Consider the following 14,478-nt stretch of genomic DNA (forward strand, 5'->3'; position numbering starts at 1 on the left):
CTATGCTGGAATTTTTGTGGAATCTGGGATCGTTTATTCTTGCGCTTGGTATTTTGGTCACGGTGCACGAATATGGGCATTTCTGGGTTGCACGAAAAGCAGGGATCAAAGTTCTACGCTTTTCAGTCGGTTTTGGTAAGCCAATTTTTACTTGGTACGACAAGCTCGGTACAGAATACGTTATTGCGCTTATTCCACTCGGCGGGTATGTGAAAATGCTGGATGAGCGGGTAGAAGAGGTCGCTGAACATGAACGACATCTCGCGTTTAACAATAAACCTGTCTCTAAGCGCATAGCCGTGGTCGCCGCAGGGCCAATGGCTAATTTTCTTTTTGCAATCGTCGCCTTAGGTGCCATGTACATGCTTGGTGTGCAAAGCATTAAGCCTGTTGTTGGCAGTGTTGCAGAGCAAAGCCGTGCAGCGCAAAGCGGAATGCAACCACACGATCTCATTCTCGAAGTCAATGAAAAGTCGGTGCATGACTGGCAAGATGTCATGTTTGCCTTTATGTCTTCGCTCGGCGAGAAAGACATGACACTGAAAGTGACTGATGAGTCAGGACGCATCCAATATCGCCATCTTGATATTCAAAATTGGAAGCTAGACCAACAAGACGTTCCACCAACAGAATCTTTAGGTATCACGCCATTTCGTCCCGCAATTACGCTTAACCTTGCTTTGGTAAGTAAGGGCTCAGCGGCAGAGAAAGCAGGTCTTTTGGTCGGTGACCGAATTTTAGCGGTAAATGGTGCTCCTGTTAGCACTTGGCAGGAACTCGTAACGCTGATCCAGCAATCACCGAATAAACCATTGGCTATTGACATAAAACGTCAAAGTCAACAGGTTACACTCACTGCCATACCCGCGCTGCAAGTAGCCGATAACGGGACTGAGCAAGGTGTCTTAGGTGTTGCACCTGCATTAGAAAATTGGCCAACAAATTACATCGAAACTAGACATTTTGGTCCATTGGATAGTATGGTGCTTGGCGTGAAAAAGACGTGGGAATTAATCACGCTCAGTTTCGATATGATAGGTAATCTTCTGACTGGTCAAGTTTCAGTTAAAAACCTCAGTGGGCCCGTTGGCATCGCGGTAGGTGCTGGAGCTAGCGTAAGTTATGGTTTAGTTGCCTTTTTAAGTTTTTTAGCGCTAATTAGTGTAAACCTAGGTGTTTTCAACTTATTGCCGCTGCCCGTCCTCGATGGCGGGCACTTAATGTATTACATAATTGAACTAATTCGCAAAAAACCAGTCTCTGAAAAGACACAAGAGTTAGGTTTTAAAGTCGGTGCAATGCTTTTGCTCGCTTTAACCTGTTTTGCGTTAATGAATGATGTTGCGAGACTTTAGGTTTCTTACCTATTAGTAAAAAGAATTTAGGCGCAATACCGCTAGAAAGTTGTAAAGGACAAAGATAATAAGATGCCTATAAAAAAACATTTAGCAGTTACCAGTTTACTTGGCGCAAGCTTTGCGGCCTTGGGGCAAAATTCCTTTATCGTTGAAGATTTAAAAGTTGAAGGTTTACAACGTGTTGCATTAGGTGCTGCACTGACTCATATCCCTATCAACATCGGCGATACGATTGACGACTTTACTGTATCAAAAACAATTAAGGCGCTTTATCAGTCAGGTCACTTTGACAACATCAAAGTATTACGTGATGGTGGATTACTGGTCATTCAGGTCATTGAGCGCCCGACTATCAGCTCGATTGAATATGATGGTAACAAAGACATTAAAGATGAGCAGCTCACGCAAAGTTTGGAAGAGCAAAACATCCGTCAAGGTGAGCCATTAGACAGAACCGTACTTGATAACATTGAAAAAGGCCTTACTGAGTTCTTCCATAGCATTGGTAAATACAACGCCAAAGTGGACATCAAAGTAACCTCGTTGCCACGAAACCGCGTGAAGTTACAGTTGAACTTTGAAGAAGGTGATGCCGCCTCAGTACGCCAAATTAACTTAGTTGGTAACGAACTATTCTCTGATGAAGACCTTCTTCAGTTGTTCGAATCACAACAAGATTTGCCATGGTGGCAATTTCTGTCGAACGACCGTTATCAAAAGAAAACGATTGAAGGCGATTTAGAAAAAATTAAGAGTTTCTATCTAGACCGTGGTTATTTGCGTTTCAATATTGATTCAACGCAAGTGTCGGTCAGTCCGGAAAGGGACGCGGTTTACGTGACAGCCAACATGACTGAAGGCGAGCAATACACTGTTAAAGGTTTTGACTTTATTGGTGATTTACTTGGTCGCGAAGAGTTAGTACGCGCTGTATTGCCGCTCCGCTCAGGCGAACTTTACAACGGCTCAGTTGTAACATCGTCTGAAGAATTCATCAAAAGCTTCTTAGCGCGTTTTGGTTATGCTAATGCGGAAGTTCGTACGATCCCCGAAATCGACGATGAAAAGAAAGAAGTTAAACTGACACTATCCGTAAACCCAGGCAAACGCGTTTATGTGCGTCGTATTATTGTCGAAGGTAACCAAATCACGGCAGATGAAGTTGTACGCCGTGAGATGACTCAGTTAGAAGGTGCTTGGTTGTCGAACCAGCAACTTGAACGCTCGAAGTTACAAATTCAACGTTTGCCATACATGGAAACGGTAGACTTTGCTATCAATCCAGTACCGGGTCAAGACGATTTGGTCGACGTCGATTTTAAAGTAAAGGAGCAGCCTGCGGGTAGTTTCCAAGCTGGTCTTGCTTATGGTTCGTATGCAGGTCTTCAGTTTAACATCGGTGTGAGTGAATCTAACTTTTTGGGAACGGGTAACCAGCTTGCGTTTAACATCAACACCGCTCGTGGCTCAAACTCTTACAGTATTTCTTATACCGACCCATACTTTACGCCAGATGGTGTTTCACAAGGCAGCAGTATTTTTTATCGTGACTTCGATGGTAGCGATTTTGGTATCGTTGGGTATAACTCAAAAACATACGGTATTGGTACTAACATCGGTTTCCCAATTGATGCGGTAAATCGTGTGAACTTTGGTCTTCGTTGGCTTGAAGAAGAACTTGATAACATTACCGAATTTGAACAAAACCGTGTTCTACGTGAGTCGTTTACTGATCCATTAAACCCAGACGCACCATTTAATTTTACGAAATATGAACTGAGTGTTGGTTGGTCACGCGTAACCATTAACCGCGGTATGTTCCCGACGGATGGTTCGCGTCAATCTGCATCCTTTATGATGACAACGCCAAACTCAGATTTGAACTTCTTTAAGCTCAACTATGATTCGCGTTTCTATTGGCCAATCACTAACGACCACAGCTGGGTATTCTCAGCAAGAGCCGCGTTTGGTTACGGTAATGGTTACGGTAAAACCAATGGTGCAGAGCAAACCTTGCCGTTCCAAGAGTTTTTCCGAATCAGTGAAATGGAATTACGTGGTTTCAAACGTAACACTATTTTGCCACAAGCTATCCGTCGCGAGCCTAACTTAATCCCAGGTACGCCGAATGCCGATGGTTCATCAACGACCGGTATCGGTGGTGACGAGCAGTTCGACGTTCTACAACCATACGGTCGTATTGGTGGTAACGCGAAGGCACTTGCTGGCGTTGAACTTATTGTGCCAACACCATTTATGGATGAAGATAAATCAAGTTCAGTTCGTACAAGCTTATTTGTCGATGTGGCAAACGTTTGGGATACCGAATTCGATTTAGGTCGTTATACCGAATTGCAACGAGATCAAATTGCGAAATTGGATGATTACTCAGATCCTTCTCGCTACCGTGCTTCTGCCGGTCTCTCTGTACAGTGGATTTCACCTATGGGACCTATGCTAATCAGTTTCGCTTATCCGCTCAAAAAAGAAGAAGATGACGACACTGAAACGATTAGCTTCAATATTAGTAACACTTTCTAAGGAGTATTATTGTGAACAAATTTGTAAAGACTTCAGCAGTTAGCCTGCTAGCAGCATTCCTAATGGGTACATCAGCAAGTGCGCTTGCGCACAAAGTGGGTTTAGTGGATATGCAAAAAGTGTATCAACAAATTCCACAAATGGGCAAAATCGAGCAGGCGCTTCAAAGCGAATTTGCTGAGCGCCGTCAAGAGCTTGAGAAGATTCAAGGCGACATCCGTTTTGAAGCTGAAAAGTTCAAGCGCGAGCAAACAACAATGAGTGAAGACCAAAAAGAAAAGCTTCGCGAGAAAATTCAAGGCTTGCAAAAAGTACTGGCTGAAAAAGGTCGCCCACTAGAGCAAGAACTTAAAGCTCGTCAGCAGCAGGAACTGCAAAAGGTACAAACGATCATCGTTTCTGCTATCGAAGAAGTGGCTAAGAAAGGCAAGTTTGACGAAGTGAAAACGAAAGACACAACAGTTTACTTTAACCCAGAAAAAGTGACTGACTTGTCTGAAGAAGTTGTTGAAGTGGTAAGCAAGAAGTAATGGAAAAACACTATACACTCGCGATGCTTGCGAAACTGATTGACGCTGAAGTACACGGAGATGGCAATTTTGTGGTAAACAAAATTGCCACACTGGCAAATGCATCAAGCCAAGACATTGCGTTTTTGGCTAATAAGAAATACCGCAGTCAGTTAACTACTACTCAAGCGGGAGCAGTTATCCTAGCACCGAGTGAAGCAGAGTTCTTTTCGGGTCATAAACTTATTACAAGTGACCCATACACTGCTTATGCCATTATTGCACAAGAATTAGATACAACACCTGCATCGGCAAATGGTGTGCACCCAAGTGCAACCATTGCTTCCGATGCGGTTGTGAGCGCGTCGGCACATATTGGTGCAAATGCGGTAATCGAGTCTGGAGCAATAATTGGCGACAATGTTGAAATTGGTGCTAACTGTTTCATTGGAAAATATGCCAAAATTGCCGCCCGCACAAAATTGTGGGCAAATGTAACGGTTTACCATGAAGTTGAAATAGGTGAAGACTGCTTATTTCAAACGGGTGCTGTCATAGGAAGTGACGGTTTTGGTTATGCAAATAAACAAGGCCGCTGGATTAAAATCCCTCAGGTTGGTCGAGTCATTATCGGTAATCATGTTGAAGTAGGCGCAAACACGGTAATTGACCGTGGTGCCATTGATGACACCATAGTACACGACAACGTGATCATTGATAATTTATGTCAAATTGCGCATAACGTTGAAATTGGGTCAGGTACTGCGATTGCGGGCGCGACCGTTTTAGCGGGGAGCGTACGCATAGGTAAGTTCTGTCAGATTGGCGGAATGGTTGCAATTAACGGACATAATGAAATCTGTGATGGTGTTGTGATCACTGGCATGTCGATGGTCATTAGTTCCATCACTGAGCCTGGTGTTTACTCCTCAGGTGTGCCACATAGCACAAACCTTGAGTGGCGCAAGAGCATGGCCCATTTACGAAATTTATCGGATTTTAAGGCGCGCATTAGAGCCCTTGAAAACCAAGTCGAACAACTTAAACACCCTGAATAAAAGGATGCTATTTTGGCTAACGAATTAAATAGCTTTGATATTCAAGAAATCTTGAAATTATTGCCACACCGCTACCCAATGCTTTTGGTCGATCGCGTGTTGGATTACAAACCAGGCGAGTATTTACACGCCATTAAAAACGTGACAGCTAATGAGCCAATTTTTACAGGCCATTTCCCAGATCAACCAATTTTTCCTGGTGTGTTAATTCTGGAAGCATTAGCGCAAGCGACGGGTCTATTGGGCTTCAAAACGGTCGAGAACCGTGGCGATAATGAGCTATACTTATTTGCAGCAATTGACGAAGCACGTTTTAAACACCCTGTAACACCAGGCGACACCATGCATTTGCACGTTCAATTTTTGAAAGAGCGCCGCAATTTATGGAAATTTGCAGTAGAAGCAAAGGTTGAAGGTAAGACAGTGTGTACTGCTGAACTTATGTGTGCAAGAAGAGAGTTATAGAGTGATACATCCTACAGCGATTATTGAGTCAGGCGCTAGGCTCGGCGAAAACGTAAAAGTCGGCCCTTATAGCTATATTGGAAATGACGTCGTAATTGGTGACAATTGTATTATCGAATCGCACGTTGTGGTGAAAGGCCCAACAACAATCGGTTCAGGTAATCATATCTATCAATTCGCGTCGGTTGGCGAAGCTTGCCAAGATAAAAAGTACAAGGATGAACCCACTCAGCTAATTATTGGTGACAACAACATTATCCGTGAATGTGCGACTATCCACCGTGGTACGATTCAAGATAAAGGGATCACTTCAATTGGCTCCAATAACTTATTTATGGCATACACCCACGTAGCTCACGATGCTGTTATCGGCAGTAACGTTATTTTTGCAAATAACGCGAGTGTAGCCGGCCACGTACACGTTGGTGATTGGGTAATACTTGCAGGCAACACAGGTGTACATCAGTTTTGTAAAATTGGTGCTCATGCCTTTATTGGCATGTACTCCGGTGTGAATAAAGACGTCCCACCATTTGTTACGACAACAGGCACGCCAGCGAAGCCAGCAGCTATTAATACCGAAGGCATGAAACGTCGTGGATTTTCATCTGATGAGATCATGGCTACACGTCGTGCCTACAAAACACTTTACCGTAAAGGGTTGAGTATCGAAGAGGCGACAGCGGCGCTTCAGGAAGATGCGCAAACGTACCCAGCAGTAAAGTTAATGCTCGATTTCCTGAGCACGTCGGACCGTGGCATTATTCGTTAAGCAACGGTTGAACGAGTCAAACGCCATACCTTTGCGAGTATGGCGTTTTTGTTTAGTGTACTTAAAAAAGATATGACAGACACTCCAATCACAATCGGCCTCGTTGCAGGCGAACACTCAGGTGATATCCTTGGTGCAGGTTTAATTCGTGCGCTTAAAGTCCATTACCCTAACGCAAAATTTGTCGGTATTGCAGGCCCCAAAATGCAAGCGGAAGGCTGTGAGTCTTTGTTTGATATGGAAGAGCTTGCGGTAATGGGCTTGATTGAAGTACTGGGTAGATTGCCTCGTTTACTTCGTATTAAGAAACAACTTGTTCAATATTTTATCGATAATCCACCGGATGTATTTGTGGGCATCGACGCGCCAGATTTTAATTTGCGCGTTGAAAAACCACTTAAAGCGGCTGGAATAAAAACGGTTCAATACGTCAGCCCGTCTGTGTGGGCATGGCGTGAGAAGCGAATTTTCACCATCGCAGAAGCAACCAATTTAGTTTTGTCGCTACTGCCTTTTGAAAAAGCGTTTTATGACAAACATCAAGTACCCTGCACGTTTGTGGGACATACATTAGCGGACGAGATACCACTAATCAACGACACCTTAGCTGCAAGAGCGCAACTTGGCTTGTCTGCGGACGACACTGTCCTTGCCTTGTTACCGGGCAGTCGAGGTTCTGAAGTGGGGTTATTGAGTGAACCCTATTTGTTGGCAGTGAAGAAATTACTGAACCATCTGCCTAATCTCAAAGTGGTAGTGCCACTTGTGAATGACGCGCGCAAACAACAGTTTAGCGACGCCTTATCGCGTATTCTTCCGGACTTTCATCCGATATTGCTTGATGGTCAGTCGGCAACAGCGATGAAAGCAGCGGATGCAATTTTACTCGCTTCTGGTACTGCAACACTTGAAGCGATGTTGTACAAAAAGCCTATGGTAGTAGGTTATCGCTTTAAACCGCTGAGCTATTGGATTTTTACAACGTTCTTCAAATTCAATATTAAGTATTTTTCCTTACCCAATTTATTAGCGGATGCGTCTTTAGTTCCTGAGTTTTTGCAAGAAGACTGTAATCCAGACGCGTTAGCCGATGCACTTTTGCCAATGCTGAGACAAGACAACGGTGCTTTGAAAGCTAAATTCATGGCAATTCATGAAAGCATTCGCTTAGAAGCAAGCACACAAGCGGCTCTAGCCGTTAAGGAACTTATTAATGCACATTGAACGCCCTCATTTTTCTTTGATTGCCGGTGTAGACGAAGTCGGGCGTGGCCCTCTTGTTGGGGATGTGGTTACCGCTGCGGTGATCCTAGACCCAAACAATCCGATTGATGGATTGGCGGATTCTAAAAAATTAAGTGAAAAAAAGCGTCTTTTGCTTGCTGAAGAAATCAAAGCGAAAGCCTTATGCTACTGTATTGCGCGCGCCTCAGTCGCTGAAATCGACGAGCTTAACATTCTGCATGCGACGATGCTTGCGATGACACGAGCTGTGGAAGGTCTTTCCATCAAAGCCGAATTTGTGTTTGTGGATGGGAATCGTTTGCCTGCGTTAAGTGTACCTGCACAGGCTGTTGTGAAAGGGGATAGTTTAGTGCCTGAAATCAGTGCTGCTTCTATTTTAGCTAAAGTGACACGTGACCAAGAAATGGTTGACTTGGATGCGGCATATCCTGAGTATGGGTTTGCAGGGCACAAAGGTTATCCCACGAAAGCTCATTTTGAAGCGCTTGAAAAACATGGTGTTACGCCACATCATCGTCGAAGCTTCAAACCTGTTCAGCAAGCGTTGTTGAATAACTAAATAGTAAACAGATAAGAACAAAGATTACTCGTTAGGAGAGGTAATGCCGGAACCAAGGTTTGTACACCTTCGCGTGCATAGTGACTTTTCGATGGTAGATGGTTTGGCTAAAACCAAGCCAATAGTAGGGCATGCGGCACAACTTGAAATGCCCGCCTTTGCAATTACCGATCAAATGAACTTATGTGGATTGGTACGGTTTTATGGTGGCGCACACGGTGCGGGCATCAAACCTATTATTGGCGCAGACCTATGGCTTCGTTCGGATCAATTCCCTGACGAACCTAGTCGTTTAGTCGTGCTGGCGAAAAACAATCAAGGTTATCAAAACCTGACGCTGCTGATTTCGAAAGCCTATCGACGTGGTCATGTGTTTCAACGTCCTGTTGTAGATAAAGCGTGGCTGGAAGAATACAAAGAAGGGCTTATCTTGCTCTCTGGCGCTAAAGATGGGGATGTGGGTAAAGCACTGTTAAAAAACAACAGCGCTTTGGTAGATGAAACACTTTCTTTTTACCAAACGCATTTCGCGGATCATTTCTTTTTAGAACTACATCGTACAGGCCGAGCTCAAGAAGAAGAATATTTGCATGCCGCAGTTGCACTAGCCGAGCAACACGATTTACCCGTTGTTGCAACAAATGAAGTGGTTTTCTTAAGAGAAGACGAATTTGAAGCACATGAAATTCGCGTTGCGATTCACGATGGCTATGCGTTGGATGATACCAAGCGTCCAAAGCGATTTTCTAAAGAACAGTATTTTAAAACACCAGAGCAAATGGCGGAGCTATTTGCGGATATTCCCGAAGCGTTGCAGAACACCGTTGAAATCGCAAAGCGCTGTAACGTTACGGTGCAGCTTGGTAAATACTTCTTACCCGATTATCCGACTGGCGATTTAAAAATCGAAGACTTCTTGGTCAAGGTTTCTAAAGATGGTTTGGAAGAACGGTTACTCTTTCTTTTCCCTGACGATGAAGAGCGCAAAGAAAAACGTAAAGAGTACGATGAACGTTTAGACATCGAATTGAACTGTATTAACCAGATGGGGTTCCCCGGTTACTTCCTCATCGTTATGGAGTTCATTCAGTGGAGTAAAGACAATAACATACCCGTCGGCCCAGGCCGGGGGTCTGGTGCGGGTTCATTGGTTGCTTATGCGCTGAAAATCACTGATTTGGACCCGCTGCAATTCGACTTACTTTTCGAACGTTTCTTGAACCCAGAACGTGTATCAATGCCCGATTTTGATATCGACTTCTGTATGGATAGACGTGATGAGGTAATCGACCACGTTTCTGCACTCTACGGTCGAGACGCCGTTTCCCAGATCATTACTTTTGGAACAATGGCAGCAAAAGCGGTAATCCGCGACGTTGGCCGTGTTCTTGGTCACCCATATGGGTTTGTTGACCGAATCTCCAAGTTAGTTCCACCGGACCCCGGTATGACACTTGCGAAGGCGTTCGAAGCTGAACCTCGTTTGCCTGAAGCCTACGACAATGATGAAGAAGTTCGTGAACTCATAGACATGTGTCGCAAGTTAGAAGGGTGTACGCGAAACGCCGGTAAACATGCGGGTGGTGTTGTGATTTCACCCACCACAATCACCGACTTTGCAGCCATTTATTGCGATGAAGAAGGTAAGTTTCCGGTTACTCAGTTCGATAAGAATGACGTTGAAACCGCAGGATTGGTTAAATTCGACTTCTTGGGCCTTCGTACGCTGACGATTTTGCAGTGGGCACTGGATATGGCGAATGAGCGGCTCGTGCGTGATGGTAAAAAGCCTGTCGACATCGCCGCAATTCCACTGACAGATCAACCGAGCTTTGATCTCTTGCTGCGTGCTGAAACAACCGCAGTGTTCCAGCTAGAATCGCGCGGGATGAAAGACCTTATTCGTCGTTTGAAACCCGACTGCTTTGAAGACATGATAGCCCTCGTGGCGCTATTCCGACCAGGCCCTTTACAATCAGGCATGGTAGACAACTTCATTGACCGAAAACACGGACGTGAAGAAATCTCGTTTCCAGATGCGCAGTACCAGCACGAAAGTTTGGCACCAATACTTGAACCTACTTACGGCATCATTCTTTACCAAGAACAGGTAATGCAAATTGCGCAGGTGCTTGCAGGTTACAGTCTTGGCGGCGCTGACTTACTCCGTCGTGCGATGGGTAAGAAAAAGCCAGAAGAGATGGCAAAGCAACGTTCGACTTTCGAAGAAGGCTCTGTGCAAAATGGAGTCGATGGCGAACTTGCGATGAAAATTTTCGACCTGGTAGAGAAATTCGCAGGTTACGGCTTTAACAAATCTCACTCTGCAGCCTATGCACTGGTATCGTATCAAACGCTTTGGATGAAGACGCATTATCCGTCAGAGTTTATGGCGGCGGTAATGTCCGCGGATATGGATAACACCGATAAAATCGTCACGCTTGTTGACGAATGCGAGAACATGAAGCTTACGTTGTTGCCACCGGATGTGAATGCGGGTATGTACAAATTCACGGTGAATGAACAACGTGAAATTGTGTATGGCATTGGTGCGATAAAAGGGGTCGGTGAAGGTCCTGTTGAAACTATCCTAGAAGCGCGTGAAAAAGACGGACCATTTAAAGACTTGTTTGATTTCTGCGCACGCGTAGATTTAAAGAAAATGAATCGTCGCGTCATCGAAAAGCTGATATATGCCGGTGCGCTCGACAATCTAGGGCCAGATAAAACCCAAGGTGGGCGAGCGACTTTGTTGGCAAGCCTACCTGACGCAATGAAATCGGCTGAACAACACCATAAAGCGGAACAACTTGGGCAAAGTGATTTATTCGGCTTACTTGCGGTTGAGCCGGAAGAAGTTGCCAATGCTTTTGTGATAGTGCCGAAATTATCCGATAAAGAATGGCTCGAAGGTGAAAAAGAAACATTAGGCTTGTATCTTACGGGTCACCCAATCAACCAATACAGGAAAGAGCTGAAATATTATACCTCTGGAAAACTGGTTGATTTGCAGCCTACCCCAAGAGATGGGCAGGCTACCGCAGCGGGCTTGGTAATTAGTGCAAGAACCCTTATTAATAAAAAGGGCGCGCGTTGGGGACTAATTACGCTTGATGACAAAAGTGCGCGATTAGATGTACGATTATTTCCTGAACAGTTTGAAATGTACCAAGATTTGCTGCAAATTAACCAAATATTGGTAATATCTGGACAGGTCAGCTTTGATAACTTCTCTGGTGGCATTACAATGACCGCTAGAGACGTCTGTACCTTAGCTGCAGCGCGCGAAAAGCGGATTAAAGCGTTAAGAATGACGCTGAATATGACGCAAATTGATGCGAACTTCATTGAAAGTTTGAAAAAAGTGTTAGAACCATACAAATTTGGCACTTGCCCTATAAAAATTGGTTATCAGCGTCCAGATGCATGGGCTGAGCTAACACTCGGTACAGAATGGTGTGTGACGCCAAGCGATGATTTGATCCGTCGACTATCGCTCTTGGCGGCACAAGAAATAGAATTAGAATTTAACTAAAAGGTAGTTTAGAGCATGAGTCTCAATTATCTTGATTTTGAGCTTCCAATTGCGGAGCTAGAAGCAAAGATTAAAGAGTTACAAAACGTGAGCCGATCGGGCACTTTAGACTTAAGTCTTGAAGACGAGATCAGCAAACTAAAAGAAAAAAACGTCGAACTAACACAAAAGATTTTTGCTAACTTAGGTGCATGGCAAGTTTCTCAGTTAGCGCGTCATCCACTTCGCCCGTATACACGTGACTACATTGACCGCATTTTCACTGAATTTGATGAATTTGCTGGGGATCGCGTGTTTGCCAATGATCCCGCTATTTTAGGTGGTGTTGCGCGTTTAGATGGTCGTCCAGTTATGGTTATCGGTCAACAAAAAGGTCGTGATACGGCTGAGAAGATCAAACGTAACTTTGGTATGCCAAAGCCAGAAGGTTACCGTAAAGCATTACGTTTAATGGAAATGGCTGAGCGCTTCAAAATGCCAATTATCACGTTCATTGACACGCCGGGCGCTTATCCAGGTGTTGGAGCAGAAGAACGTGGTCAAAGTGAAGCTATCGCACGTAATTTAAAAGTGATGGCGGCGCTTAAAGTACCAACAATTTGTACAGTGATTGGTGAAGGTGGTTCAGGTGGTGCTTTGGCAATCGGTGTTGGCGATCGCGTTAACATGCTGCAGTACAGCACGTACTCTGTTATTTCACCTGAAGGTTGTGCGTCAATTCTTTGGAAAAGTGCTGAAAAAGCGCCTCTCGCGGCTGAAGCGATGGGGGTTTCTGCGTCTCGCGTTAAAGAGCTAGACCTTATCAATAACATTATTGATGAGCCAATGGGTGGAGCACACCGTAACTACGATGCAATGGCAAAGAATCTTAAGAATCAACTTAAGCGTGACCTTGCCGATTTAGACGCATTAAGCACAGAAGACATGCTAGACCAACGTTACAAGCGTTTGATGTCGTTTGGTTATTGCTAATCGACTTGCACTTGGATGCAAACTGTGAGAAAAAGCCGCTTTAAGCGGCTTTTTCTATTTCGAGCCTTTGTATTTCAAACTATGTTGTATTCAAGCCAGAAAAAGGAAGACGATGACACTATTCATTTCTTCACATCCTTTGTATAAAAGCGTGGAGTCGAAACTAGCGTGTTTTTTGTCTCAACATCCCTCCAGAACGACACTGCTGGTTGCGCTGTCGGGCGGCGCGGATTCAATGGTACTGTTGCATCTTTGCCAAACGTTTTGTCAATCGCATTCGTTAGAGATGAAAGCCCTGTACGTACATCATGGTCTATCGATAAATGCCGATGCTTGGCAAGCACATGCGCAGCGTAGTTGTCGCTCGCTGAACATACCTTTTTATGCAGAAGCCGTACACGTTGTTGAAAGAGCTCGATATAGCATTGAAGAACAGGCTCGAATCGCGCGATATGCCGCGTTTGAAAAGCACTCAGATGAAACAACGATTGTTTTGCTTGGACATCATGCAAACGATCAACTTGAAACCGTGCTTCTTCGATTGCAACGTGGTGCTGGAAGCCTTGGGCTTGCCGGTATGGCAGAATCTCGTTTGTTAGATAATGGGGCGCTGTGTTTCCGACCGTTGTTGGAGTCTACCCGAAAAGAGATTGATGCGTTTGTTGAAACCTTTCAAATTCAACATATTGAAGATGAATCCAATTCTGACGATAGATTCGCACGCAACTTTTTACGCAATAACGTTATCCCTTTATGGGAGCGTTTGCAGCCAGGGTTGCTGCGAGCGATCACGCGAAGCGCCACACTTTTGCGAGAGCAGCAAAACTTGCTGGATGAATATACGGATCTTGATTTGCAGGCTGCACTAGATAATGGCACGCTCTGTTTAAACACCGTGCGTGACATGAGTGTATCGCGGCAACGTAATGTCCTGCGTGCTTTTATTAGGCTTGGACAGTTACCAATGCCGTCTTTTGCCATCTTGGAACAAATCCGTATTCAAGCGGTGTCCTCGAAAGACGACGCACAAATCGATATTAAACTAAAAGGTCTGTCTGTAAAGCGCTACCGAGATAGGCTTTATTTAGTCAGACCCTGTAAGCAATACTCAAATCAAACAGTAGAGTTAGGTCTTCACATTGATTTTGGGGCGATGATTTTAGAGCAAGTTCATACAACCAAAGGGCTTCGATTACCGCGCAATGACGAAACCATCAGTGTTCGTTTCAATTGTCCATTGGTTCGCATTCACTTGAGTCACAAACCGGGTTCAAATACCATCAAACACTGGTTGAAAGATGCGAAAATTCCGTCTTGGGAGCGCGGTAACATTCCGGTGATTTTTTATAACGATACACCCGTGCAAATTATCGGGGTTGGTATCGCACACTCCCATTTAGTCGACAATGGGATCCGCTGGCAATTGAGTCCAAAATCCCACAAAGCGTTAGCGCAGTAGAGAGG

Annotated in this window: 11 protein-coding genes; all 11 read left to right on the plus strand. The window is 44.6% G+C overall.

The genetic code is table 11. The annotated features are described in order from the left end of the window. The first annotated feature begins 2 nt into the window (after window positions 1-2). A complete protein-coding gene (gene rseP / locus NI389_RS15360) occupies window positions 3-1,355 on the plus strand; it encodes a sigma E protease regulator RseP (RefSeq protein WP_308360681.1) in 1,353 nt (450 codons plus the stop codon). Between the two features lie 72 nt (window positions 1,356-1,427). Next, window positions 1,428-3,899: an outer membrane protein assembly factor BamA gene (bamA, locus tag NI389_RS15365; RefSeq protein ID WP_308360683.1), complete on the plus strand. Its 2,472-nt coding sequence runs from the start codon at window positions 1,428-1,430 to the stop codon at window positions 3,897-3,899. 62 nt (window positions 3,900-3,961) lie between these two features. After that, entirely contained in the window at window positions 3,962-4,429 is a 468-nt protein-coding gene (locus tag NI389_RS15370; protein ID WP_372588636.1) for an OmpH family outer membrane protein, read from the plus strand. Next, window positions 4,429-5,466: a UDP-3-O-(3-hydroxymyristoyl)glucosamine N-acyltransferase gene (gene lpxD, locus NI389_RS15375; RefSeq protein ID WP_308360686.1), complete on the plus strand. Its 1,038-nt coding sequence runs from the start codon at window positions 4,429-4,431 to the stop codon at window positions 5,464-5,466. Before NI389_RS15370 ends, lpxD begins: the two co-directional genes overlap by 1 nt. A gap of 12 nt (window positions 5,467-5,478) precedes the next feature. Further along, on the plus strand, window positions 5,479-5,931 hold the full coding sequence (fabZ, locus tag NI389_RS15380) for a 3-hydroxyacyl-ACP dehydratase FabZ (protein ID WP_208842829.1): 453 nt from the start codon (window positions 5,479-5,481) through the stop codon (window positions 5,929-5,931). A 1-nt stretch (window position 5,932) separates the two neighbouring features. Continuing rightward, the gene (gene lpxA, locus NI389_RS15385; protein WP_208842830.1) at window positions 5,933-6,703 is read left to right on the plus strand and encodes an acyl-ACP--UDP-N-acetylglucosamine O-acyltransferase; all 771 of its coding nucleotides are present in this window, start codon (window positions 5,933-5,935) and stop codon (window positions 6,701-6,703) included. 72 nt (window positions 6,704-6,775) lie between these two features. Beyond that, window positions 6,776-7,927: a lipid-A-disaccharide synthase gene (gene lpxB, locus NI389_RS15390; RefSeq protein ID WP_308360687.1), complete on the plus strand. Its 1,152-nt coding sequence runs from the start codon at window positions 6,776-6,778 to the stop codon at window positions 7,925-7,927. Continuing rightward, window positions 7,917-8,507, plus strand: a complete 591-nt coding sequence (gene rnhB, locus NI389_RS15395; RefSeq protein ID WP_308360689.1) for a ribonuclease HII — start codon at window positions 7,917-7,919, stop codon at window positions 8,505-8,507. The genes lpxB and rnhB overlap by 11 nt, the downstream gene beginning before the upstream one ends. Window positions 8,508-8,550: 43 nt before the next feature. Beyond that, window positions 8,551-12,042, plus strand: a complete 3,492-nt coding sequence (dnaE, locus tag NI389_RS15400; RefSeq protein ID WP_308360690.1) for a DNA polymerase III subunit alpha — start codon at window positions 8,551-8,553, stop codon at window positions 12,040-12,042. 15 nt (window positions 12,043-12,057) lie between these two features. Beyond that, complete coding sequence (gene accA, locus NI389_RS15405; RefSeq protein WP_208842833.1) at window positions 12,058-13,014, plus strand: acetyl-CoA carboxylase carboxyl transferase subunit alpha; 957 nt, start codon at window positions 12,058-12,060, stop codon at window positions 13,012-13,014. Between the two features lie 112 nt (window positions 13,015-13,126). Next, entirely contained in the window at window positions 13,127-14,473 is a 1,347-nt protein-coding gene (gene tilS / locus NI389_RS15410) for a tRNA lysidine(34) synthetase TilS (RefSeq protein WP_308360691.1), read from the plus strand. Window positions 14,474-14,478 lie beyond the last annotated feature (5 nt).

It is taken from the genome of Pseudoalteromonas xiamenensis (assembly GCF_030994125.1).
Lineage (GTDB): Bacteria > Pseudomonadota > Gammaproteobacteria > Enterobacterales > Alteromonadaceae > Pseudoalteromonas > Pseudoalteromonas xiamenensis_B.

What these genes read in the sequence shown, in the direction of transcription:
- rseP (WP_308360681.1), top strand. Translation starts at nt 3, where the DNA reads ATGCTGGAATTTTTGTGGAATCTGGGATCGTTTATTCTTGCGCTTGGT.
- bamA (WP_308360683.1), top strand. Translation starts at nt 1,428, where the DNA reads ATGCCTATAAAAAAACATTTAGCAGTTACCAGTTTACTTGGCGCAAGC.
- NI389_RS15370 (WP_372588636.1), top strand. Translation starts at nt 3,962, where the DNA reads ATGGGTACATCAGCAAGTGCGCTTGCGCACAAAGTGGGTTTAGTGGAT.
- lpxD (WP_308360686.1), top strand. Translation starts at nt 4,429, where the DNA reads ATGGAAAAACACTATACACTCGCGATGCTTGCGAAACTGATTGACGCT.
- lpxB (WP_308360687.1), top strand. Translation starts at nt 6,776, where the DNA reads ATGACAGACACTCCAATCACAATCGGCCTCGTTGCAGGCGAACACTCA.
- rnhB (WP_308360689.1), top strand. Translation starts at nt 7,917, where the DNA reads ATGCACATTGAACGCCCTCATTTTTCTTTGATTGCCGGTGTAGACGAA.
- dnaE (WP_308360690.1), top strand. Translation starts at nt 8,551, where the DNA reads ATGCCGGAACCAAGGTTTGTACACCTTCGCGTGCATAGTGACTTTTCG.
- accA (WP_208842833.1), top strand. Translation starts at nt 12,058, where the DNA reads ATGAGTCTCAATTATCTTGATTTTGAGCTTCCAATTGCGGAGCTAGAA.
- tilS (WP_308360691.1), top strand. Translation starts at nt 13,127, where the DNA reads ATGACACTATTCATTTCTTCACATCCTTTGTATAAAAGCGTGGAGTCG.